The sequence below is a fragment of the Oceanihabitans sp. IOP_32 genome, assembly GCF_009498295.1.
Taxonomy (GTDB): Bacteria; Bacteroidota; Bacteroidia; order Flavobacteriales; family Flavobacteriaceae; genus Wocania; species Wocania indica.
The window spans coordinates 2,677,466-2,700,004 of record NZ_CP040813.1 but is presented as its reverse complement, the minus strand read 5'-3'; the positions used below and the strand labels follow the sequence as shown (position 1 = coordinate 2,700,004).

Genomic DNA, 22,539 nt, shown 5'->3' with positions numbered 1-22,539 from the left:
CTATTGACCATAAAGCCTATCCAGCGGACTGAACGGCTTTTGCCTACCTGATTGTGCCACATGGAGGTAGATAAGAGTGGTCTGAATATCTGCGTGTCCCAAGAGGTCCTTCACGCTCATAATGGACTACCTAATAAATTTGGTACTATTTTTTAAGCTACATTTTTATTGTTTTTCATTATTAATTCTGCTTCCATTTCCATTGGAGATTTATAGTCTAAAGCGGAATGAAGTCTTTTACAATTATACCATTTAATGTACTGTTCAATAACTTTGTAAGCGTCTAAATAGTAATTGAAAACATATCTATTTGTACATTCGTATTTTATTGTTTTAAATAGGCTCTCTGCAACAGCGTTATCCCAGCAGTTCCCTTTCCTGCTCATACTTTGCGTTATTTTCTTACTAGAGTTTAAAACGCTGGTCATTTTATTCGACGCATATTGTACGCCTCTATCGGAATGAAAAATATGATTGTTAGTTATATCCCTATTCTTTCTAGCTTGTAACCAAGCTTTGTAAACGGTGTTTTCAGTATCCATATTTTCAGTCAATACCCAGGATACTATTTTTCTATCTGCTAAATCTAAAATAGTTGTAAGGTAATTCCATTGACCACCAACTTTTATGTAGGTAATGTCTGAAACCCATTTTTCGCCTAACTTTGTGCTTTTAAAGTTTCTGTTTAGCATATTGTCTGCTAGAGCAAAAGTATGATTAGAGTCGGTTGTACAAACTCTAAACTTTTTGCTTAGTACGCTCCTTAAACCCAGTGATTTCATAATTAAAGCGATATAGGACCTTGAGTAAACAATGCCCTCACGTTCCAATGATTTTTGGATACGTAAACTGCCATAAATTTGTTTGCTATCGTTAAAAATAGCTATAACCCTTGATTTTAAATGAGAAACAGAACTTTTCTGACCTTTATATTGTCCAACACGTAGCCAAGTGTAATAGCTATTTTTACTAACTCTCATGCACTTACACATCTTTTCAACAGGAAATAGACCAGTATTAAGTTTAATAAACCGGTATATTACTTGTCGCTCTTGGAAAAGATGCTTACCGCCTTTTTTAATATATCACGCTCTAACTTTACATCCTTTAATTCCTTTTCTAAGGCCTTAATTTTAAGCATTTCTGATTGGCTGTTATCTTGTGAAGTTGTTGTATTAAACTCTTTGTCCCATCTATGGATGGAAGCTTGACTAACCCCAAACTCTTTCGTGAGATCCTTTACAGATTTACCTGAATTTAACAATTCTACTAAGGTTTTTTTAAAACTTTGATCATAAACTATTCTACCCATTTTGCTAAGTTAATTTATTCACTTAAAAACGTACCAACAAAACTAGACATTCCATAATGTCCAGACCCATTTCCAAAAGATGGGTGGCATAGCTATGGCGCAGGATATGGGCGGTAATCTCCTTTGTAATACCGCTTTGCTTGCGGGCCTCACGCACGATCCACTGTATCCCTTGCGAGGAAAGCTGCGCCGGACTGCCTGTTCTATCATTGCCGGTAAAGCACCAAGTGACCGGATTCTCTGCCTGTAGGTACTTCTTAAGGCCACGGATCTGTATCTCGGATAAGGGAACATAGCGATCCTTGCGCCCCTTGCCCTGGCGCACGTGCAGCAACTTCCTGTCAAAATCTAGATCCCTGCGTTGTAGGTTGCGAAGTTCAAAATTGCGGAGCCCACAGCCATAGAGCATGGCAAGTACCAATCGGTGCTTGAGCAGTCTTGGAGTGCGAAGCAGTTTTTTTACCTCCCTTTGGTTTAATACCACGGGGAGCTTCTTGGGGCGTTCAATAGAAGGAAGTATGACCCGCATTTCTTTCATCCCAAAGACACGATAAGCATAGCGAAGCCCATAAACCGTGTGCTTGAAAAAACTATCTGAAGGGGTCTTATGTTGTGACTTTAAAACGTGTAGATAATCTAAGATCTGTTCCTCATCGAGCTCAAGTGGACTACAGTTAAAATGGAGTGCGATGTGCGCTAGACAGCGGGCATAGTTGGTAAGTGTGCTCTGGCTTTTACCAGCGAGCTCAACGGAGCGCTTGAGTTTGTGGTAGAGTATTGCAAACTCTGGAACGGAAATAATGGCTCTTTCAATGAGAGTGTCATTTTTTTTTCATAATATTGAGTATTAGATTAAACCTTGATCCTAAAGGTAGTGAATCGTGATGTAACTGTCTCGTGAAGCTACCTTTAGGTTTAGTTCAACACCGTGTATAATTAATGGCTGGTTCTCGCCTACTTACGAAAATCCTCGCGGATTTTCTATTCGGTTTTTATTTGCTAAATTAGGTGCTTAAACACGCCACTAATCATACACAAAACCGTTGCCAACCATTATACAAAAATTGCGAATGAAAGAATATTTCCAACTTCAATTTAAAATGCTAAACAGAAAAATGATTGATTTCGGAATGCCACTTTTGATTGGATATACACTTTTACCATTTATTTTTATTTTGCTGACTAATTATCTATTTGAAAAAACAGAGTTTGCAAATTATGCTTATGGATTATTGGCAATAAGTTTCGTTTCAAAATTAAGTGAACCTAAAAGAAATGATTTTTTAAAATCTATCTTCAATAAAGACAAGTATAGAAAGTTAAGAATAACAGAAAATCTTATCTATTGTTTGCCTTTTACTCTTTATTTAATTTATCAAAAACAATTTATCTTTTCTGCTATATTAAATTTGTTTATAATATTTATCACGCTGTTCAATTTTAGTACAAATCTAAATGTAACAATACCAACACCATTTAACAAAAAACCATTTGAATTTACAGTTGGCTTTAGAAAGACTTTTTATGTTTTTCCAATAGCTTATTTCTTAACATATATTTCTGTATCAGTTGGAAATTTTAATCTTGGTGTTTTTTCTATGCTATTGATTGGATTAACTTGCTTTTCATATTATTCAAAAATAGAAAACGAATATTTTGTCTGGAATTACAATTTATCGTCTAAAGAATTTTTAATAGAAAAAACGAAAACGTGCTTAATATATTTTACATTTTTAAGCTTACCAATCATAATAGCTTTAAGTATTTCATTCTTTAGAGAAATCGATATTTTAATTGTACTTCTTCTGTTGTGCTATGCTTATCTCACGACAATAATTTTTGCTAAATATTCGTCTTTCCCGAACGAAATGAATATGTCTCAAGGAATTTTAATTGCAATAAGTTTTATGTTTCCACCAATACTTTTAATATTTATTCCTCTCTTTTATTCCCAATCAATTAAAAAGTTAAATACCATTTTAAATGATTAAAATTGAAAAACTATCTAAGTTTTATGGTAAAAAACAAGTTTTAAATTCAATAGATTTAGAATTTAAAAAAGGTAAAGTATATGGAATTGTTGGAGAAAATGGAGCAGGAAAAACAACTCTATTTAGATGTATTTCAGGACTTGAAAACTTTAAAGGAAATATCTCATCCGACTATGCTAAATTAAAAGACCATTTAGGACTTTTATTAACAGAACCATACTTTTTCTCAAAAATTACCGGAAAAGAGTATATACAATTACTTGCCAATGCAAGACAAACGGAACTAACAAATATTGAGGACAAAAACATATTTGATTTACCGCTAAATCAATATGCTTCAACATACTCGACTGGAATGAAAAAGAAATTGGCTTTAACTGCCATACTTTTACAGGAAAATAATGTATTTATTCTTGACGAGCCTTTCAATGGTATCGATATACAAAGTAATTTAATAATAACTGAAATAATAAAAAGATTTAAAAAATTAGAGAAAACAGTAATTATTTCATCTCATATTTTTTCAACTTTAGCGAATACTTGTGATGAAATTTTTTTAATGAAAAACGGAAAAATTCTAAAGAAAGTAGATCAAGATGATTTTAATATTCTGGAAAAGGAAATGAAAGAATATGGAATGTCTAGTTTTGTTGGTACGTTTTTAAGTGAATAAATTAACTTAGCAAAATGGGTAGAATAGTTTATGATCAAAGTTTTAAAAAAACCTTAGTAGAATTGTTAAATTCAGGTAAATCTGTAAAGGATCTCACGAAAGAGTTTGGGGTTAGTCAAGCTTCCATCCATAGATGGGACAAAGAGTTTAATACAACAACTTCACAAGATAACAGCCAATCAGAAATGCTTAAAATTAAGGCCTTAGAAAAGGAATTAAAGGATGTAAAGTTAGAGCGTGATATATTAAAAAAGGCGGTAAGCATCTTTTCCAAGAGCGACAAGTAATATACCGGTTTATTAAACTTAATACTGGTCTATTTCCTGTTGAAAAGATGTGTAAGTGCATGAGAGTTAGTAAAAATAGCTATTACACTTGGCTACGTGTTGGACAATATAAAGGTCAGAAAAGTTCTGTTTCTCATTTAAAATCAAGGGTTATAGCTATTTTTAACGATAGCAAACAAATTTATGGCAGTTTACGTATCCAAAAATCATTGGAACGTGAGGGCATTGTTTACTCAAGGTCCTATATCGCTTTAATTATGAAATCACTGGGTTTAAGGAGCGTACTAAGCAAAAAGTTTAGAGTTTGTACAACCGACTCTAATCATACTTTTGCTCTAGCAGACAATATGCTAAACAGAAACTTTAAAAGCACAAAGTTAGGCGAAAAATGGGTTTCAGACATTACCTACATAAAAGTTGGTGGTCAATGGAATTACCTTACAACTATTTTAGATTTAGCAGATAGAAAAATAGTATCCTGGGTATTGACTGAAAATATGGATACTGAAAACACCGTTTACAAAGCTTGGTTACAAGCTAGAAAGAATAGGGATATAACTAACAATCATATTTTTCATTCCGATAGAGGCGTACAATATGCGTCGAATAAAATGACCAGCGTTTTAAACTCTAGTAAGAAAATAACGCAAAGTATGAGCAGGAAAGGGAACTGCTGGGATAACGCTGTTGCAGAGAGCCTATTTAAAACAATAAAATACGAATGTACAAATAGATATGTTTTCAATTACTATTTAGACGCTTACAAAGTTATTGAACAGTACATTAAATGGTATAATTGTAAAAGACTTCATTCCGCTTTAGACTATAAATCTCCAATGGAAATGGAAGCAGAATTAATAATGAAAAACAATAAAAATGTAGCTTAAAAAATAGTACCAAATTTATTAGGTAGTCCAATTTACAATCGGAAATAGAATTGACAAACTTGAATTAAAATAAATAACGGTTGGCAACACCGTGTATAATTAATTGCTGGTTTTAGCCAATTTGCGAAAGTCCTCGCGGACTTTCTATCTGTATTTATTTACTAACTTTAGTGCTCAAAACACGCAACTAATCATACACAAACACGTTGCCACCAATACGAAAAAAATCACGCTTGAATGAAAATTGAGAATATCAGCATACAAAATTTCAAAACATTTGGACTTGAAAAAATTGAATTTTCATTCAATGACTTAACATCTTTAATAGGAGAAAATAGTGTAGGCAAATCAAATGTTCTCGAAGCGTTAGACCTGTTTTTTAATTTTACAAAGACAAAAATTTCTACAAAAAGTTTTCATCATAATGACTATTTACAACCGATAGTCATAACAGTAAAGTTTATAAACTTGAACGAAGATGAACTTACAACATTCAAGACACACTTAGACGACCAAGGCGAATTGACAATAACTCAATATATTGAAGCAATTTCAAAGGAAGAAGGAGTTGAGTTAAAAGATGCCACAATTGAAGATATTGATTATATAGAATCAAAACACGGAACAAAGCAAATCCCTACAGAAGAGTATCTTTGGACAGTTGCGGACAAAAAGCCAACAAAAGCCAACTTAAAAAAATGGTGGAAATCGGACTTAAAGATTGGTGATTTTGACTTCAAAACACTCTTTGAAAGTGAAGAAGAACCAACACAAGAAGAATTTCTGAATAAACTAATTCAATTAAATGAAGAGCGTTATGATGAAATTCCTAAAGAACAAATAACTGGAGGCGAGAAAGTTTTAGGATGGAAAAGTAAGTTAAAAGCTAATCTTCCAAAATTCTTTTATATACCAGCAATCAAAAATTTATCAGAAGACTTAAAAGTAACTAAAACAAGTGCTTTAGGTGAATTAATTAATTGGCTTTCAAGTTCAGTTTCGACAGAAATCAAACAAGAATTTAAAACAAAGACTGATGCTCTAGTAAAAGAGTTAATTGAAAAAATTGACACGACAGAGGAAGGAGAATCGAAAATTGAAAGAATAAATAAAGCCCTTAACGACAATATAGGTTTTGATATTGGCTGTTCGCTTGAATTAAAATTTGGTTCGCCAGAGATCCAAGACGTAGTTTTTCCCCAACCGAAAGTATTCGCCAATGATGGCTATGATTCAGAACTTACAGAAAAAGGACACGGAATTCAAAGACTAGCACTATTTTCATTATTAAGAACTTACAATACATTCGATTTTGGAAAGAAAACTAATGAAAGTAATATCATTATCGGTATTGAAGAACCTGAAATATATTTACATCCACCATTAAAAAGAGCTACTTACAACCTTTTAAAAGAAATTTCAGAGGGAAATGACCAAGTAGTTTATACAACGCACGATAGTCTGTTTATATCAGTAGACAATTTTGACCAAATAAGACTATTTAGAAAGTCTTCCGAAGAAAATCCCAAAACAGTTTCTCACGAATTAAGTGTTCAACAAATCATAAATCATTATTATAACATTTACGGAATTGAAATTGATGAATTAAGTATTAGACACAGATTTCATCATCTTATTGATGAAACAAAAAATGAAGGTTTTTTCGCAAAGAAAATAATCTTAATTGAAGGAGAAACTGAGAAATATTCATTGCCTAATTATTTTAAAACAAAAGGTTTTGATATTGATACGAATCGTATTTCACTCATAAATGCTGGTTCAGTTGATACAATTTCATATTTATTACTAATGTTTAATGAGTTTAGAATTCCTTGCTATGTGATTTTTGATGGAGACAAACCAACCAATCCTGTTGAAGAATTAACAGGTGATTATCGAAAAAATGCTATTAACAAATCCAAAAGGAATAAAGAGATTCTTCAAATGCTTGGACACGAAACAACAAAGGATTTATTCTTTTTTCCACCAACAAGTATAAATTCAAACTATTCTATTTGGGAACAAGATTTTGAGGAGGAGTTTCATAAAACAATAGAAAATTATGACGAAATTAAGGCAGAAGCTAAAGACTTATATAGTAGCGATAGTAAGCCATTAACTGCAAGATATTTTTCAGAGAAAATTTGCAAGACACCAGAATTAATAGATGGCAAAATAGATGAATTAGTTAAGCAGATAACTAAATTGGAATGGTCTGAATCTATCATTGATAGAGTTGCTGAATAAAGTACTGGTGGCAACAATGTATAAAAATAATAGCGGTTTAATCGCTAAAACGAAAGTAAGTAAATAAAAAAAAGTCTACGTTAAACTGAAAAGTAAGTGCGTAAAAATCCGCTACTATTCTTATACGAGACCGTTGTGGGCAATGGAAAAAAAATAAGACCACATTCAAATACTTCTACAATTAAGAGCAATTTTTATTTTTTTGTAACAAATTTTAGATTCCAATACTTACCAAGCGAATTCTAAAAAAACATAAAAATGAAACATTCAAAATTTATTACTGCATTCTTTGCAATCGTCTTATTTATCAATTTTTCAAAAGCACAAGAAAAAATAAAACAGGAGAATTCTGTTTTATGGAAAGTAGAACACGCAGACTTAAATGAACCTTCCTATTTATTTGGAACTCTACACATAATGTGTGAAAATGACTTCAAAATTCCTGAAAAAGTAATTAAAACACTTCAAAACGTTGACGCATTAGTATTAGAAGTCAATTTATCCGACCCAAAGGAGATGCAGGAACTTCAAGAATCAATGAGTAATCCGAAAAAAATATCGGATGAAATATCGGTTGAAAAATACAATGAATTAAATGAGCTTGTTACGAAGGTCACAGGTGTAGATTTAAAAAATTTTGATTCGTATGGTCTTTCAGTTTTAAATTCTATTTTAATATCTAAAATGTTGCCTTGCACTACATTCAAATATTTAGAAAATGAAATCACGTTATTAGCAACTCAAAGCGAAAAACCGATATTCAGTTTAGAAAAAGTCTCGGAACAAATTGAGATTATAAAAAACGCCTATCCAACAGAATTTGCTCTTGAACAGCTTATGCTATTCGATTCTTACAAAAAGGATTTCAATGATGCTATTTTGTTTTACAATAAAGAAGAAATTACCAAAACTGTTAATTTAATTTCTAAAGAGCAATATATGGATGAAAATGCCACAAAAATAATGCAAATAGATAGAAATAAAAGTTGGGTTAAAAAGATGCCAGTTATGATGAAAGAGAGAAGTAATCTTTTTGCAATAGGTGCAGCACACTTAGTAAATGACTATGGTATTATCCATCTTTTAAGAGAAAAGGGCTATACAGTAACGCCAGTTTTTTAAATAGAATTTTATTGATGAAAATAACAGAACAGGAGTTTTTAGATTTAATCCATCAACACAAAGGTATTCTATACAAAGTTTCCAGAATGTACTTTGATCAACTTGAGGACCAGCAGGATTTATTTCAAGAAATCATTTTACAATTATGGAAGTCCTTAAATTCTTTTAAAGGGAATAGTGAGTTTTCTTCGTGGATGTATAGAGTAGCTTTAAACACAGCAATTGTATTCTTTAAAAAAGAGAAACGGAAACCTGATAAATACACATCAATAAAAATTGAACCAATTGAGCCTGAAGGTTATAATACTGAAAAAGACCAGCAATTAGTTCATTTTTATAAAGCTGTAAAGAAGTTGAACAAAATTGAAAAAGCGTTAATACTTCAATATATTGAAGGGTTTTCAGGTCAAGAAATAGCTGAGAATTTAGGGCTTTCTGAAGTAAATGTTCGTGTCAAAATAAATAGAACAAAAAGTAAATTACAAGAAATCGTAAAAAATCAAGGATATGAATTTAGATAATATAAAAAGTAAAATGGAATCTGACATTATGGATGACCAGACAATTCCACAGAACATTAAAGAATTAAAAACAACTCAATTACCACTTCAAAAAGTGAGACGGAACTTAAGAAATGAAATTTTAACCCAAATCTTAGTTTTTATTTGTTTATTTATTATTCCGAGTTTTTTGAAAATAAATGAAATTGCAAAAGGCTTATATTTCGTATTATTATTTATAATTACATTGATTACTGTTACTTATTTATTAAAAATGAGTGTTTTCCTTAAACGTAATTCAGATATATCAACAAACTCTAAACAGGTTCTAATAAATATAATTCACGAACTTAATTTAACATTAGAAGTTTACAAAACGGCCATAGTATCTGGAAGTTTAATATTACCACTTTTGGCTTTCGTAGTTTTTACAGGGAAAGCTAAATTTGAGGAATCGTTGTTATATGATATTATCACTTTTAATATTAGTTCAAATCACTTAATATTATATATAGTTGGCTATTTATTAATCTCAATTTTAATTATGTATATTACAAACTGGTGGACAAATCATCTCTATGGCAAGTATATAAAAAATATTGAGAAAACATTGGACCAAGTTAATGCTGAATAACACTGCCCACAATAACTAAGCATTCGTGTGGTCGGTACGACCCAACATGAATGCCGTGTTGACTGAACCGGTGTTTGTCGGTTCGCCCTTATGGGGAATGGTCTGTTTTGGATTGGATTTTTAGGAGTTGGTTTTTTCTGTTTTTGGGAGTTTTGGCCTCCCTTTCTTTGGAATATTAAAAGAACATGGCAGATTTAGGACTTACTTTTCCTTGTTCATTACTGTTTTGATGTGTTTTCTTCAGTTTTGGCCATAGCAGTCCCGTTACGTCGGTTTTGCGTTTTTTTCATATTGGTCTGTTTAGGTGTTTCTCGATCTGTTCGCGCCAACCATTCGGTGGTCCACGAGCGGGGAAGGTTGCAATGGTAACCAGGTTTCCTTTTTTACAGCTGGGACACTTGCGGTGCTTTAAAGGTACTTTTTCCGCTAGTTCTGGCCTACCCAGATCTTTTTGTAGTTCTGGGATTAAGGTTCTTTTATAATAGCTGCTCAAGATACCATAGTGCCGGATGCGGGTAAACCCTTTGGGCAGGATATGCAATGAAAAACGCCTGATGAACTCGGCATCGGATAGTGCAAGTACCGACTTCTTACCCCCTTGGCGATAATCCTTTACCATAAACCGTACGTTTCCACTTTCAAGACTTTTTATACGATGGTTGCTTATCGCAATTTTATGGGTATAGCGCCCTAGATATTCCACTACCTGTGAAGGCCCAAAGAATGGGCGTTTGCAATAGACCACCCACTGGTTTTTGAACAGGCTTTCGTAAAATGAAGCGGGTTGTGATTTTCCAAGCTCTTTGCGCAGCCCAGCAACAAACCGAGCCCTAAAAACTATGCTCATCGCCTTTACCGGAAACAGGTACTTTCCCTTGCTCTTGGTGTTCTTCCATTTGCCAGTCTTGGTAATCCCACCTCCCGGGACAATGCAGTGCAGGTGTGGGTGCAACGAGAGGTTCTGCCCCCAAGTGTGCAGTATAGCGACCATTCCCATCCTGCCACCCAAGAACTTGGGATTAGCGCCAAAATCCTTAACGATGCCCCAGGCCGTTGTGAACAAAAGGTTGTACACCAATTTTGGCTCGTACAGAGATAACCTGTTCAGCTCACAGGGCAGGGTAAAGACCACGTGGAAGTAAGAAACCTTTAATAAATCTGCCTCCCTTGCCTGGATCCATGCTTCCTTCTTGTGTCCCTGGCACTTGGGGCAATGACGGTTACGGCAACTGTTGTAGCTAAGATGGAGCTTATAACAGGCAGGATTATTACAACAATCAATGTGGCCGCCAAGGGCCGCGGTGCGGCACTTGCGCAGGGCATGCAGGGTGCGGACTTGCCAACTGTTGGCACAATGATTGGCAAGGTGCTCCCTGTTGCGCTCCAATACGTGCGCTACTTCATGATCGGGACAGCACATCCCTATTGACCATAAAGCCTATCCAGCGGACTGAACGGCTTTTGCCTACCTGATTGTGCCACATGGAGGTAGATAAGAGTGGTCTGAATATCTGCGTGTCCCAAGAGGTCCTTCACGCTCATAATGTCCAGACCCATTTCCAAAAGATGGGTGGCATAGCTATGGCGCAGGATATGGGCGGTAATCTCCTTTGTAATACCGCTTTGCTTGCGGGCCTCACGCACGATCCACTGTATCCCTTGCGAGGAAAGCTGCGCCGGACTGCCTGTTCTATCATTGCCAGTAAAGCACCAAGTGACCGGATTCTCTGCCTGTAGGTACTTCTTAAGGCCACGGATCTGTATCTCGGATAAGGGAACATAGCGATCCTTGCGCCCCTTGCCCTGGCGCACGTGCAGCAACTTCCTGTCAAAATCTAGATCCCTGCGTTGTAGGTTGCGAAGTTCAAAATTGCGGAGCCCACAGCCATAGAGCATGGCAAGTACCAATCGGTGCTTGAGCAGTCTTGGAGTGCGAAGCAGTTTTTTTACCTCCCTTTGGTTTAATACCACGGGGAGCTTCTTGGGGCGTTCAATAGAAGGAAGTATGACCCGCATTTCTTTCATCCCAAAGACACGATAAGCATAGCGAAGCCCATAAACGGTATGCTTGAAAAAACTATCTGAGGGGGTCTTGTGTTGTGACTTTAAAACGTGTAGATAGTCCAGGATCTGTTCCTCATCGAGCTCAAGTGGACTACAGTTAAAATGGAGTGCGATGTGCGCCAGACAGCGAGCATAGTTGGTAAGTGTGCTCTGGCTTTTACCAGCGAGCTCAACGGAGCGCTTGAGTTTGTGGTAGAGTATTGCAAACTCTGGAACGGAAATAATGGCTCTTTCAATGAGAGTGTCATTTTTTTTTCATAATATTGAGTATTAGATTAAACCTTGATCCTAAAGGTAGTGAATCGTGATGTAACTGTCTCGTGAAGCTACCTTTAGGTTTAGTTCAACAACGTATATAGCTCATAGCTAATCAGTTGCTTGAACATAGTTGAGGCATATTTGCAAAGTCGCCAAATTTTTAAATTTGACGATTTCTAATAAAAAAGATAAATAGTAAAATTTAAAAATCTGGCTTGCACTTAATCCGAAAATAATTACTAATTTACACGCTACGAGCCATATACAAAACCGTTGTAAAACATATAAAAAAACAAATGACTATAGAAGAATTCAATGAAGAATTAAAGACTTGCTCAACAAATGAGCTAAAGTCCAGATTTATTGAAAAAAATTTAGTCCACGGTATCCCTTTTGTTTTTAATGGCAACGAAGGAAATTACTACTCTTTCCGAGAAAAAATCGCGAAAAAATTTAATGTTCAAATAAACGACATTTCTATAGTTGGGTCTAGCAAGCTTGGATTCAGTTACGAGAAAAACACAAAATTTTCATTAGAAAGTGACATAGACGTAGTGATAGTTAATGAAAATCTTTATGAAGAATATCAGCAAGCAATTTGTGAATATCAATATCAAATTGATAGGTTGAAAAAAAACATCACTGTTGGAGAATTAGAACAATACAATCGATTTTTAGCATACTTCATAAAAGGATGGATGAGACCAGACTTAATACCTTCATCTTTCGATATTGATATACTACGAGAAAATTGGTTTCAATATTTTAAGACGCTTTCAAACGGAAAATCTGAAGTAGGAAACTATAAAGTAAGTGCAGGCTTATTTAAAAACATTCATTATTTTAAAAAATATCATTTACAATCTATTACAAGATTGTATGAAAAAATAACCTTACAAGATGGCTAGACAGATACCAAGTACGCCAAGCGTCAAGAAAATATCGGAAATTTACAGAAGAGTTAAAGACAAATCGCTCATCCTTCAACCGGAATTTCAACGAAAATTCGTTTGGACTAGTGAGCACAAGGAGGAATTTATTGATACAATTCTAAATGGCTATCCTTTTCCTGAAATATACATTGCTCAAAAAGGTATTGATATGGAAATAATTTTAACATCTGAAGTAATCGTAGATGGACAACAAAGACTGTCAACCATAATTGAATACATAGATGAGGAGGAAAAGTCTAAAACTTTTGGAAAAAAAGTACCGAAATATAAAACTCTAGATGAAGAAGATAGAAGAGACTTTTTAAATTATAATGTAGTTTTTAGAGATATTGGAGATATTGATTCAGAAACCATACGAGAAATTTTCAGAAGAATTAATTTAACGAAGTTTTCGTTAGAACAAATTGAAATTCAACAAGCTCTTTATGATGGAGAATTTATAAGTACAGGAAAAGAGATTTTAAATAGAATTGAAGAGGATGAATTTCCAATTTTTAGTGAATCAGAGTTATCAAGAATGGCTGATTTACACTATATTTTATTACTAATGTCAACTTATATCAATGAAGGGTACTTTGCACTTGATGGTGAAGTTGAAAACTCGATTATTAAGTACAATGACCATTTTGAAAGAAGTGAAGAAGTTTTAAACTTATTCGTAGAAAACTTTATTTTCATTAATAAAATGAGGCTTCCTGCAGATTCAATATGGTTTAGAAAAAGTAACTTTTTTACTTTATTTATAGAATCCTTGAATATTTTGGATGAAACAAATATGGATACAATAAAAAGAAAACTTATAGAATTTGAATCGAATATTATTGCGAACAAATCTGGTTCAAGAGAAGATAATGATTTTAGTCTCTATTACTCTTGTATGTATAGTGGTACAAATAATAGAACTTCAAGAGTAACACGTGCTGAATTATTTAGAAAATACGTGCTATAAATACGTTTTACAATAACTAAGCATTCGTGTGGTCGGTACGACCCAACATGAATGCCGTGTTGACTGAACCGGTGTTTGTCGGTTCGCCCTTATGGGGAATGGTCTGTTTTGGATTGGATTTTTAGGAGTTGGTTTTTTCTGTTTTGGGAGTTTTTGACCTCCCTTTCTTTGGAATATTAAAAGAATATGGCAGATTTAAGACTTACTTTTCCTTGTTCATTACTGCTTTGATGTGTTTTCTTCAGTTTTGGCCATAGCAGTCCCGTTACGTCGGTTTTGCGTTTTTTTCATATTGGTCTGTTTAGGTGTTTCTCGATCTCTTCGCGCCAACCATTCGGTGGTCCACGAGCGGGGAAGGTTGCAATGGTAACCAGGTTTCCTTTTTTACAGCTGGGACACTTGCGGTGCTTTAAAAGTACTTTTTCCGCTAGTTCTGGCCTGCCCAGATCTTTTTGTAGTTCTGGGATTATGGTTCTTTTATAATAGCTGCTCAAGATACCATAGTGCCTGATGCGGGTAAACCCTTTGGGCAGGATATGCAATGAAAAACGCCTGATAAACTCGGCATCGGATAGTGCAAGTACCGACTTCTTACCCCCTTGGCGATAATCCTTTACCATAAACCGTACGTTTCCACTTTCAAGACTTTTTATACGATGGTTGCTTATCGCAATTTTATGGGTATAGCGCCCTAGATATTCCACTACCTGTGAAGGCCCAAAGAATGGGCGTTTGCAATAGACCACCCACTGGTTCTTGAACAGGCTTTCGTAAAATGAAGCGGGTTGTGATTTTCCCAGCTCTTTGCGCAGCCCAGCAACAAACCGAGCCCTAAAAACTATGCTCATCGCCTTTACCGGAAACAGGTACTTTCCCTTGCTCTTGGTGTTCTTCCATTTGCCAGTCTTGGTAATCCCACCTCCCGGGACAATGCAGTGCAGGTGTGGGTGCAACGAGAGGTTCTGCCCCCAAGTGTGCAGTATAGCGACCATTCCCATCCTGCCACCCAGGAACTTGGGATTAGCGCCAAAATCCTTAACGATGCCCCAGGCCGTTGTGAACAAAAGGTTGTACACCAATTTTGGCTCGTACAGAGATAACCTGTTCAGCTCACAGGGCAGGGTAAAGACCACGTGGAAGTAAGAAACCTTTAATAAATCTGCCTCCCTTGCCTGGATCCATGCTTCCTTCTTGTGTCCCTGGCACTTGGGGCAATGACGGTTACGGCAACTGTTGTAGCTAAGATGGAGCTTATAACAGGCAGGATTATTACAACAATCAATGTGGCCGCCAAGGGCCGCGGTGCGGCACTTGCGCAGGGCATGCAGGGTGCGGACTTGCCAACTGTTGGCACAATGATTGGCAAGGTGCTCCCTGTTGCGCTCCAATACGTGCGCTACTTCATGATCGGGACAGCACATCCCTATTGACCATAAAGCCTATCCAGCGGACTGAACGGCTTTTGCCTACCTGATTGTGCCACATGGAGGTAGATAAGAGTGGTCTGAATATCTGCGTGTCCCAAGAGGTCCTTCACGCTCATAATGTCCAGACCCATTTCCAAAAGATGGGTGGCATAGCTATGGCGCAGGATATGGGCGGTAATCTCCTTTGTAATACCGCTTTGCTTGCGGGCCTCACGCACGATCCACTGTATCCCTTGCGAGGAAAGCTGCGCCGGACTGCCTGTTCTATCATTGCCGGTAAAGCACCAAGTGACCGGATTCTCTGCCTGTAGGTACTTCTTAAGGCCACGGATCTGTATCTCGGATAAGGGAACATAGCGATCCTTGCGCCCCTTGCCCTGGCGCACGTGCAGCAACTTCCTGTCAAAATCTAGATCCCTGCGTTGTAGGTTGCGAAGTTCAAAATTGCGGAGCCCACAGCCATAGAGCATGGCAAGTACCAATCGGTGCTTGAGCAGTCTTGGAGTGCGAAGCAGTTTTTTTACCTCCCTTTGGTTTAATACCACGGGGAGCTTCTTGGGGCGTTCAATAGAAGGAAGTATGACCCGCATTTCTTTCATCCCAAAGACACGATAAGCATAGCGAAGCCCATAAACGGTATGCTTGAAAAAACTATCTGAGGGGGTCTTATGTTGTGACTTTAAAACGTGTAGATAGTCCAGGATCTGTTCCTCATCGAGCTCAAGTGGACTACAGTTAAAATGGAGTGCGATGTGCGCCAGACAGCGCGCATAGTTGGTAAGTGTGCTCTGGCTTTTGCCAGCGAGCTCAACGGAGCGCTTGAGTTTGTGGTAGAGTATTGCAAACTCTGGAACGGAAATAATGGCTCTTTCAATGAGAGTGTCATTTTTTTTTTCATAATATTGAGTATTAGATTAAACCTTGATCCTAAAGGTAGTGAATCGTGATGTAACTGTCTCGTGAAGCTACCTTTAGGTTTAGTTCAACAATGTATAAAAAAAATTGCTAGTTTTAGCTAAACCAATGTTAGTTGCTCGTTTGCTAGCTTCTGATTTACCTTCGGAAAATCCTCGCACACAAACACGCAACTTTCCTTATACAAAAACGTTGTAAGTAATTTAAGAAAACGATAATCAATGAAACTTTTCAGTTGGAAAAAGAAACCTGAACCACCAAAAACCGATTTGAATATCAATGTGTTTTTTAAAGCGTTCATATTGGATACTCTGAAAGAATTGCCGACTGAAAAAAGTGATTTAATTGTAAATATGAATCTTGACAATGTTTTTTCGACTGACTTTAATGACTGGAAAAAAACAATAAAAAAAATGCTGAATTTATCAGACACTATTGAAATTGCCATTAAGGACTTATGGCTACGGAATTCTGAAATCGCAAAAAATGACGGAACTGAATTAAATGCTGACCAATTTGCTGATTTATTCATTGAAAACTATTACGTGGAAAATAGTAAAGTGGATATTTGGGAAAGTGAATCCGATTTGAATAACGCAAAAAAACGAATCGCAGAATCAAATCTTGCGGAATGAAAAAACTACTTACAATAACTAAGCATTCGTGTGGTCGGTACGACCCAACATGAATGCCGTGTTGACTGAACCGGTGTTTGTCGGTTCGCCCTTATGGGGAATGGTCTGTTTTGTATTGGATTTTTAGGGGTTGGTTTTTTCTGTTTTGGGAGTTTTTGGCCTCCCTTTCTTTGGAATATTAAAAGAACATGGCAGATTCAGCACTTACTTTTCCTTGTTCATTACTGCTTTGATTCCTGGACTTAAGAGTTTATTTTAACGATGGCATTTAAAGTCCGTATGTATTTACAAACTACGGAACGTTAGCAAAAATCGAAAACGGAAAAAATAATGGGACAATTTTCAACATTGGATTGGGATATAAAATACTTCTAAATAAAAAGCGATTTACAATTGTTACAGACTTAAGTTATAGTTTTAAAACAATAAGCAGCAACGGTTTGTCCATACGAAGATCTGAAAGTTGGTGTCAACTAAAAGGAATTATGCTAAGCCTTGGAATAATTTTGTAATAAAACATTCAAGTCTTGTTTAGCACTTTTTTTGTTCTATTACCTTGCTGTTTGAATGAATTTTTCTGGTATTAAAATGATATTTATTTTTAATAAGCCGAAATCTCTGAAAAAGATCAAAACCAAAGCTGCCCCTCTCCTATTTCTTTAACATATTCTATTGACCAAATGATAGCTTAAGCCTTATTGTCCAATTCGTTAATTAGCTGCACGTATTAAGCTGATCCTAATCATTTTAAATATAGAAACAAAGCCATAGTTTTACAACTCGACACAACCAACAAGTGTCTAAAAAATCGAAAGACTATGAAAACTGTTATTACCACAGAGCGCATACCTATAAAATTATGGTTAGAAGAAGATCAAATAGAAGCAGAAGCCTTAGAACAAGCACGTAATCTCGCCAATTTACCTTTTGCCTTTAAGCATATTGCTATAATGCCCGACACCCATGTAGGTTATGGCATGCCAATTGGCGCTATACTAGCTACCAAAGCGGTTGTTGTTCCAAATGCAGTTGGGGTAGATATTGGCTGCGGAATGTGCTCGTTACGTACCAACTTGACACATATAGAAAAACCTGAGCTAAAAAAAATAATGTCGGAGATAAGAAAGACAATCCCACTTGGTTTTAATCACCATGAAATGCCACAAGATGAATCTTGGATGCCTATAAAAAAAGGAAATTTGCCCATAGTGGAACAAGAATATGAAAGTGCTCTTTATCAAGTTGGCACATTAGGCGGCGGAAACCATTTTATTGAAATTCAAAAAGGATCGGATGGCTACATTTGGATTATGATCCATTCGGGATCTAGAAACATAGGCTTTACCGTAGCAAATCATTATAACGATATTGCAAAAGAAAAAAACAAAGCTCTTAATGAAAACGTACCCAAAGACTTGGCATTTATTCCTAAAGATTCCGAGTATTTCGATCTTTACTGGAATGAGATGATCTATTGTATCCATTTTGCACTGGCTAACCGAAAACTAATGATGGAGCGAACAAAACAGGCCTTTATGGACATTATACCCGAGGTTGAATTTTCCGATTTCATTAATAAACCTCACAATTTTGCCGCTTTAGAAGAGCATTTTGGTGAATTGGTTATCGTGCATCGCAAAGGAGCCACACGCGCACGTAAAGGCGAATGGGGCATGATTCCTGGTTCTCAAGGTACTCAATCGTTTTTAGTTAAAGGAAAAGGAAATGCTGAGTCTTTCGAATCTTGTTCGCATGGCGCAGGAAGAGTTATGAGCAGAGCCCAGGCTCGTAGAACTTTAAATCTTAAAGAAGAAATAAGCCTTCTATCAGATCAAGGCATACTTCACGCCATTCGCAACCGTAGCGATTTGGATGAAGCTCCAAGTTCGTACAAAGACATTGATGAAGTTATGGCTAATCAAACCGATTTGGTGGAGGTGCAAATCACACTTCAACCCTTAGCTGTGATTAAAGCTTAAAAATAAAATGTTTAATTGATTTATTGTGTTGTTAATGGCGTTATAATGTGAGCACTCCACTACTAGAAATCTATTTTGAAAGCCGAAATTATGCATATAATTAGCAATTGCTAATAAAATGTTTCTTGCTGCTATTCATGTTTATATCTAACAGGAATCTGTATTCAAATATTATGCGAACTCCCCTTTTTTTGATTCCGATTTCGACTATTTACCACGAGCGAACACAACAACGCCATTATTGCTAATACCAAGGTGAAAACCTCTACCAGTTTTGCATTGGGCATTACACCAGTTAATTTTTCTACTAAAAACGCGATATAACTTGACGGAAGATTTGTTTCTCCCAAAGCTCGAAGTATTTGATAATGCCAATCGGTTAAAAAACAGTATCCCCAGCCTTGCCATAGACCCAGTAAAAACCAAGATCCAAAGGTAACGAGTAAAGATATTAGATTCAGCTTTCGCAGTCTAGGATGAAGCCAACCAAACAGATTAAAAAAAATTAATACGGTATGAAAGGCAAATAAAAAGTAATTGGCTATTTGTAGTAAAAAATCCATCGTGTTAAATTAAGATAAACATAGCTAAAACCAACTATTAAACCCTATGGTTCTCACAGATTCACCCCTACTAATACCAATTTAACTTTGTAATGTCGTGTAAATAAATTGAATTATTTTTTGATTAATTGAAATGAAAAATAAATAGCATAGCATCGTTACGATAATTATTTTTGATGAAAAGTAAGCAAAAAAGAAGCTATTTATTACGACTTTATATGGTTAAATTGGTATAAAACAGTAAACAACGTTAAGACCAAAATTTAAACCTATTAATTACATTATTTTTGTGCTTTTATAACCACAAAACTCCCTTTGCCAAAACCTTCTTTTGGCTCTTCAATTTGCTCGCTATTTTCCTTAAAAAGTGTTTGCCAATATTCGAATTTATGAAAGCCAGCTTGAGTTAGCCATGCTGTTATGTCTTCTGTAGAATGAAAATGGGCATCTTTGTAGAATTTATTTTTGGCTTTTTTTGCTTCATACTTTTTTCCCAAAGCACTATTTTTATCTATAATTGCGACAATAATTTCTCCTTTTGGTTTTAATATCCTACGAATTTCAGAAAATGCTTTGGGTATATCATTCAGAAAACAAACCGTGGTTACTAATAATGCAAAATCGAACGACTCGCTTTTTATAGGCAAGTCTTCGGCAACAGCTTTTATTACTTTAATGCCTCGTTGCTCAGCTATCTGTGTCATATTTTCAGAAGGTTCTACACCATCTGTTATACCAAAATATTCTGCAAACCGCCCTGTGCCCACGCCAATTTCAATTCCCTTTTTATGAAGTGGAATGGCTTGCTTAATGGCTAATAATTCCGTTTGAAAAGCAGTGTTATGCCGTTCGAACCAATTATCATAATCCAATGCATTTTCGTCAAAAACCTTTATTTTGTTTTTCATTGTAATTTGTTTATAAGTAAAAAACATACTCGATTACCTAAATTTAAAAATCTTTTATTGGTCGTTATCTTTGGTTTGTATTATCTATTAATAATAACCTAGCTTAATTTGTAGCTCAATATTCTCTGTCAATGAAAATTTACATTCCTCGAAAGTAGGTTTTGCAAATTTGGGTTTCATATTATTTGAAAACCCAAAAGGTTCTTTGGGGATTCCAATTAAATTCCGATTCATTTTACCATCGGCGTTTTTATCGTGGTGGACTACCTAATAAATTTGGTACTATTTTTTAAGCTACATTTTTATTGTTTTTCATTATTAATTCTGCTTCCATTTCCATTGGAGATTTATAGTCTAAAGCGGAATGAAGTCTTTTACAATTATACCATTTAATGTACTGTTCAATAACTTTGTAAGCGTCTAAATAGTAATTGAAAACATATCTATTTGTACATTCGTATTTTATTGTTTTAAATAGGCTCTCTGCAACAGCGTTATCCCAGCAGTTCCCTTTCCTGCTCATACTTTGCGTTATTTTCTTACTAGAGTTTAAAACGCTGGTCATTTTATTCGACGCATATTGTACGCCTCTATCGGAATGAAAAATATGATTGTTAGTTATATCCCTATTCTTTCTAGCTTGTAACCAAGCTTTGTAAACGGTGTTTTCAGTATCCATATTTTCAGTCAATACCCAGGATACTATTTTTCTATCTGCTAAATCTAAAATAGTTGTAAGGTAATTCCATTGACCACCAACTTTTATGTAGGTAATGTCTGAAACCCATTTTTCGCCTAACTTTGTGCTTTTAAAGTTTCTGTTTAGCATATTGTCTGCTAGAGCAAAAGTATGATTAGAGTCGGTTGTACAAACTCTAAACTTTTTGCTTAGTACGCTCCTTAAACCCAGTGATTTCATAATTAAAGCGATATAGGACCTTGAGTAAACAATGCCCTCACGTTCCAATGATTTTTGGATACGTAAACTGCCATAAATTTGTTTGCTATCGTTAAAAATAGCTATAACCCTTGATTTTAAATGAGAAACAGAACTTTTCTGACCTTTATATTGTCCAACACGTAGCCAAGTGTAATAGCTATTTTTACTAACTCTCATGCACTTACACATCTTTTCAACAGGAAATAGACCAGTATTAAGTTTAATAAACCGGTATATTACTTGTCGCTCTTGGAAAAGATGCTTACCGCCTTTTTTAATATATCACGCTCTAACTTTACATCCTTTAATTCCTTTTCTAAGGCCTTAATTTTAAGCATTTCTGATTGGCTGTTATCTTGTGAAGTTGTTGTATTAAACTCTTTGTCCCATCTATGGATGGAAGCTTGACTAACCCCAAACTCTTTCGTGAGATCCTTTACAGATTTACCTGAATTTAACAATTCTACTAAGGTTTTTTTAAAACTTTGATCATAAACTATTCTACCCATTTTGCTAAGTTAATTTATTCACTTAAAAACGTACCAACAAAACTAGACATTCCATGGTACAGTATAAATGCGTAATCTCCTTCTGGTAAATCGTCAATAATTATGGTTTCGGTAGTGTTTTCTACAGCTATTATATAATTTTTAAAGGATAAACCTTGTTTTAAAAACTTTTCGCTTGCATTAAACATACCAATTCTAATATCGCCTTCAAGCACCTCGATGTTTTCAATTTTAATAGTTAATTGCGGATTTTTGTTTGAAATAAAACCCGTTAAAAGCGTAAAATATAAGAGTAAGATGTACATGTTTCTTGTTTTTAATTAAAATGAAATTACCTCTTAATAGCTTTACCATTAAGCGTTATCATAATATTTACTTTAGCTATTTGGGCTAACATATAGGTTAAACCACAATATTTTTCTTCACTCATAGTTATTACTTTCTTAATCATTTCTACATCTGTATTTCCTTCAAAATGATAGGTGATATCAATGGTTTCAAAAACCATGGGGTGCTCTGTTGTTAATGTTCCTGATACATCCATTTTAAAACCAGTTGGTGCTTCTGCTCTCATTTTTTGTAACAGGAAAATAATTGCTCCTGCTGAACATCCTGCCAATCCTTGCAGGAACACATGTTTTGGTTCTGTACCTTGGATTTCTTCTTTTTGTCCTTCGCCTTTTATTCCAATGTCAATTTTAGCATCTGTTCTATCGTTTGTTGCTATAAACTGTAATTTCTCTGTCCATTTAACGGAAATGTTTTTTTTGTCTTTCATTTTTTAAC

General features: G+C 35.2%; 22 protein-coding genes and 1 pseudogene. 11 read left to right on the top strand and 12 right to left on the bottom strand.

Going from position 1 to position 22,539, the window contains the following annotated elements:
• Positions 1-152: 152 nt before the first annotated feature.
• A protein-coding gene (locus tag FEZ18_RS11285; RefSeq protein WP_410505112.1) for an IS3 family transposase occupies positions 153-1,312 on the bottom strand; the annotation gives its coding sequence in 2 pieces (ribosomal slippage) (positions 153-1,081 and positions 1,081-1,312; 1,161 coding nt in all).
• 22 nt (positions 1,313-1,334) lie between these two features.
• A complete protein-coding gene (locus FEZ18_RS11280) occupies positions 1,335-1,850 on the bottom strand; it encodes a tyrosine-type recombinase/integrase (RefSeq protein WP_228122728.1) in 516 nt (171 codons plus the stop codon).
• A gap of 532 nt (positions 1,851-2,382) precedes the next feature.
• Here FEZ18_RS11280 and FEZ18_RS11275 point away from each other — a divergent pair.
• The 7 genes from FEZ18_RS11275 to FEZ18_RS11245 all read left to right on the top strand — a co-directional run bounded on the left by FEZ18_RS11275 (position 2,383) and on the right by FEZ18_RS11245 (position 9,653).
• The gene (locus tag FEZ18_RS11275) at positions 2,383-3,303 is read left to right on the top strand and encodes an ABC transporter permease (protein ID WP_228122726.1); all 921 of its coding nucleotides are present in this window, start codon (positions 2,383-2,385) and stop codon (positions 3,301-3,303) included.
• Positions 3,296-3,976 (top strand): ATP-binding cassette domain-containing protein, encoded by a 681-nt coding sequence (locus FEZ18_RS11270; RefSeq protein WP_153268414.1) that lies wholly within the window; start codon positions 3,296-3,298, stop codon positions 3,974-3,976. Before FEZ18_RS11275 ends, FEZ18_RS11270 begins: the two co-directional genes overlap by 8 nt.
• Before the next feature lie 14 nt (positions 3,977-3,990).
• Positions 3,991-5,150, top strand: a protein-coding gene (locus FEZ18_RS11265; RefSeq protein WP_410505112.1) for an IS3 family transposase whose coding sequence is annotated in 2 segments (ribosomal slippage) — positions 3,991-4,222 and positions 4,222-5,150 — 1,161 coding nt in all. Because the reading frame shifts where the segments join, the coding sequence is not laid out codon by codon here.
• A gap of 237 nt (positions 5,151-5,387) precedes the next feature.
• On the top strand, positions 5,388-7,397 hold the full coding sequence (locus FEZ18_RS11260; RefSeq protein ID WP_153268413.1) for an ATP-dependent nuclease: 2,010 nt from the start codon (positions 5,388-5,390) through the stop codon (positions 7,395-7,397).
• A 258-nt stretch (positions 7,398-7,655) separates the two neighbouring features.
• Complete coding sequence (locus FEZ18_RS11255) at positions 7,656-8,519, top strand: TraB/GumN family protein (protein ID WP_153268412.1); 864 nt, start codon at positions 7,656-7,658, stop codon at positions 8,517-8,519.
• Positions 8,520-8,605: 86 nt separating this feature from the next.
• Positions 8,606-9,040 (top strand): RNA polymerase sigma factor, encoded by a 435-nt coding sequence (locus FEZ18_RS11250; RefSeq protein WP_410505152.1) that lies wholly within the window; start codon positions 8,606-8,608, stop codon positions 9,038-9,040.
• Entirely contained in the window at positions 9,027-9,653 is a 627-nt protein-coding gene (locus FEZ18_RS11245; RefSeq protein WP_153268410.1) for a hypothetical protein, read from the top strand. Before FEZ18_RS11250 ends, FEZ18_RS11245 begins: the two co-directional genes overlap by 14 nt.
• A gap of 286 nt (positions 9,654-9,939) precedes the next feature.
• On the opposite strand, the gene FEZ18_RS11240 is transcribed toward FEZ18_RS11245, so the two are convergent.
• Together FEZ18_RS11240 and FEZ18_RS11235 are read right to left on the bottom strand one after the other, a co-directional pair.
• Entirely contained in the window at positions 9,940-11,073 is a 1,134-nt protein-coding gene (locus tag FEZ18_RS11240; RefSeq protein WP_153268409.1) for an IS91 family transposase, read from the bottom strand.
• 2 nt (positions 11,074-11,075) lie between these two features.
• On the bottom strand, positions 11,076-11,678 hold the full coding sequence (locus FEZ18_RS11235) for a tyrosine-type recombinase/integrase (RefSeq protein ID WP_228122749.1): 603 nt from the start codon (positions 11,676-11,678) through the stop codon (positions 11,076-11,078).
• 593 nt (positions 11,679-12,271) lie between these two features.
• Here FEZ18_RS11235 and FEZ18_RS11230 point away from each other — a divergent pair.
• Both FEZ18_RS11230 and FEZ18_RS11225 read left to right on the top strand, forming a co-directional pair.
• A complete protein-coding gene (locus tag FEZ18_RS11230; protein ID WP_153268408.1) occupies positions 12,272-12,883 on the top strand; it encodes a hypothetical protein in 612 nt (203 codons plus the stop codon).
• Positions 12,876-13,877, top strand: coding sequence for a DUF262 domain-containing protein (locus FEZ18_RS11225; protein WP_153268407.1), 1,002 nt, complete (start codon positions 12,876-12,878; stop codon positions 13,875-13,877). Before FEZ18_RS11230 ends, FEZ18_RS11225 begins: the two co-directional genes overlap by 8 nt.
• Positions 13,878-14,164: 287 nt before the next feature.
• Here FEZ18_RS11225 and FEZ18_RS11220 read toward each other — a convergent pair whose 3' ends face one another.
• Positions 14,165-15,298 (bottom strand): IS91 family transposase, encoded by a 1,134-nt coding sequence (locus tag FEZ18_RS11220; protein ID WP_153268406.1) that lies wholly within the window; start codon positions 15,296-15,298, stop codon positions 14,165-14,167.
• A 2-nt stretch (positions 15,299-15,300) separates the two neighbouring features.
• The gene (locus FEZ18_RS11215) at positions 15,301-15,903 is read right to left on the bottom strand and encodes a tyrosine-type recombinase/integrase (RefSeq protein WP_228122749.1); all 603 of its coding nucleotides are present in this window, start codon (positions 15,901-15,903) and stop codon (positions 15,301-15,303) included.
• Positions 15,904-16,440: 537 nt separating this feature from the next.
• Between FEZ18_RS11215 and FEZ18_RS11210 the strand changes: the two genes are divergently transcribed.
• Positions 16,441-16,854 carry a hypothetical protein gene (locus tag FEZ18_RS11210; RefSeq protein ID WP_153268404.1) on the top strand — a complete coding sequence of 138 codons (414 nt, stop codon included), beginning with the start codon at positions 16,441-16,443 and terminating at the stop codon, positions 16,852-16,854.
• Between the two features lie 818 nt (positions 16,855-17,672).
• Positions 17,673-18,833 carry an RtcB family protein gene (locus FEZ18_RS11205; protein ID WP_153268403.1) on the top strand — a complete coding sequence of 387 codons (1,161 nt, stop codon included), beginning with the start codon at positions 17,673-17,675 and terminating at the stop codon, positions 18,831-18,833.
• Between the two features lie 164 nt (positions 18,834-18,997).
• On the opposite strand, the gene FEZ18_RS11200 is transcribed toward FEZ18_RS11205, so the two are convergent.
• The 6 genes and pseudogenes from FEZ18_RS11200 to FEZ18_RS11175 form a co-directional block, all read right to left on the bottom strand.
• A complete protein-coding gene (locus tag FEZ18_RS11200) occupies positions 18,998-19,396 on the bottom strand; it encodes a DUF2784 domain-containing protein (protein WP_153268402.1) in 399 nt (132 codons plus the stop codon).
• A 281-nt stretch (positions 19,397-19,677) separates the two neighbouring features.
• Positions 19,678-20,304, bottom strand: coding sequence for a class I SAM-dependent methyltransferase (locus tag FEZ18_RS11195; protein WP_153268401.1), 627 nt, complete (start codon positions 20,302-20,304; stop codon positions 19,678-19,680).
• An 87-nt stretch (positions 20,305-20,391) separates the two neighbouring features.
• Positions 20,392-20,556: pseudogene (locus FEZ18_RS14995) on the bottom strand (DUF2141 domain-containing protein); the annotation flags it as partial.
• A gap of 37 nt (positions 20,557-20,593) precedes the next feature.
• Positions 20,594-21,753, bottom strand: a protein-coding gene (locus FEZ18_RS11185; RefSeq protein ID WP_410505112.1) for an IS3 family transposase whose coding sequence is annotated in 2 segments (ribosomal slippage) — positions 20,594-21,522 and positions 21,522-21,753 — 1,161 coding nt in all. Because the reading frame shifts where the segments join, the coding sequence is not laid out codon by codon here.
• 14 nt (positions 21,754-21,767) lie between these two features.
• Positions 21,768-22,058, bottom strand: coding sequence for a DUF2141 domain-containing protein (locus FEZ18_RS11180; RefSeq protein ID WP_153268399.1), 291 nt, complete (start codon positions 22,056-22,058; stop codon positions 21,768-21,770).
• A 26-nt stretch (positions 22,059-22,084) separates the two neighbouring features.
• Complete coding sequence (locus FEZ18_RS11175; protein ID WP_153268398.1) at positions 22,085-22,531, bottom strand: OsmC family protein; 447 nt, start codon at positions 22,529-22,531, stop codon at positions 22,085-22,087.
• Positions 22,532-22,539 lie beyond the last annotated feature (8 nt).

Bases quoted from the DNA above. Each gene is read 5' to 3' on its own strand.
- FEZ18_RS11280 (WP_228122728.1), bottom strand. From the start codon at position 1,850: ATGAAAGAAATGCGGGTCATACTTCCTTCTATTGAACGCCCCAAGAAG.
- FEZ18_RS11180 (WP_153268399.1), bottom strand. From the start codon at position 22,058: ATGTACATCTTACTCTTATATTTTACGCTTTTAACGGGTTTTATTTCA.
- FEZ18_RS11260 (WP_153268413.1), top strand. From the start codon at position 5,388: ATGAAAATTGAGAATATCAGCATACAAAATTTCAAAACATTTGGACTT.
- FEZ18_RS11225 (WP_153268407.1), top strand. From the start codon at position 12,876: ATGGCTAGACAGATACCAAGTACGCCAAGCGTCAAGAAAATATCGGAA.
- FEZ18_RS11175 (WP_153268398.1), bottom strand. From the start codon at position 22,531: ATGAAAGACAAAAAAAACATTTCCGTTAAATGGACAGAGAAATTACAG.
- FEZ18_RS11270 (WP_153268414.1), top strand. From the start codon at position 3,296: ATGATTAAAATTGAAAAACTATCTAAGTTTTATGGTAAAAAACAAGTT.
- FEZ18_RS11230 (WP_153268408.1), top strand. From the start codon at position 12,272: ATGACTATAGAAGAATTCAATGAAGAATTAAAGACTTGCTCAACAAAT.
- FEZ18_RS11250 (WP_410505152.1), top strand. From the start codon at position 8,606: ATGTACTTTGATCAACTTGAGGACCAGCAGGATTTATTTCAAGAAATC.
- FEZ18_RS11220 (WP_153268406.1), bottom strand. From the start codon at position 15,298: ATGTGCTGTCCCGATCATGAAGTAGCGCACGTATTGGAGCGCAACAGG.
- FEZ18_RS11200 (WP_153268402.1), bottom strand. From the start codon at position 19,396: ATGGATTTTTTACTACAAATAGCCAATTACTTTTTATTTGCCTTTCAT.
- FEZ18_RS11195 (WP_153268401.1), bottom strand. From the start codon at position 20,304: ATGAAAAACAAAATAAAGGTTTTTGACGAAAATGCATTGGATTATGAT.
- FEZ18_RS11240 (WP_153268409.1), bottom strand. From the start codon at position 11,073: ATGTGCTGTCCCGATCATGAAGTAGCGCACGTATTGGAGCGCAACAGG.
- FEZ18_RS11205 (WP_153268403.1), top strand. From the start codon at position 17,673: ATGAAAACTGTTATTACCACAGAGCGCATACCTATAAAATTATGGTTA.
- FEZ18_RS11235 (WP_228122749.1), bottom strand. From the start codon at position 11,678: ATGAAAGAAATGCGGGTCATACTTCCTTCTATTGAACGCCCCAAGAAG.
- FEZ18_RS11275 (WP_228122726.1), top strand. From the start codon at position 2,383: ATGAAAGAATATTTCCAACTTCAATTTAAAATGCTAAACAGAAAAATG.
- FEZ18_RS11255 (WP_153268412.1), top strand. From the start codon at position 7,656: ATGAAACATTCAAAATTTATTACTGCATTCTTTGCAATCGTCTTATTT.
- FEZ18_RS11245 (WP_153268410.1), top strand. From the start codon at position 9,027: ATGAATTTAGATAATATAAAAAGTAAAATGGAATCTGACATTATGGAT.
- FEZ18_RS11210 (WP_153268404.1), top strand. From the start codon at position 16,441: ATGAAACTTTTCAGTTGGAAAAAGAAACCTGAACCACCAAAAACCGAT.
- FEZ18_RS11215 (WP_228122749.1), bottom strand. From the start codon at position 15,903: ATGAAAGAAATGCGGGTCATACTTCCTTCTATTGAACGCCCCAAGAAG.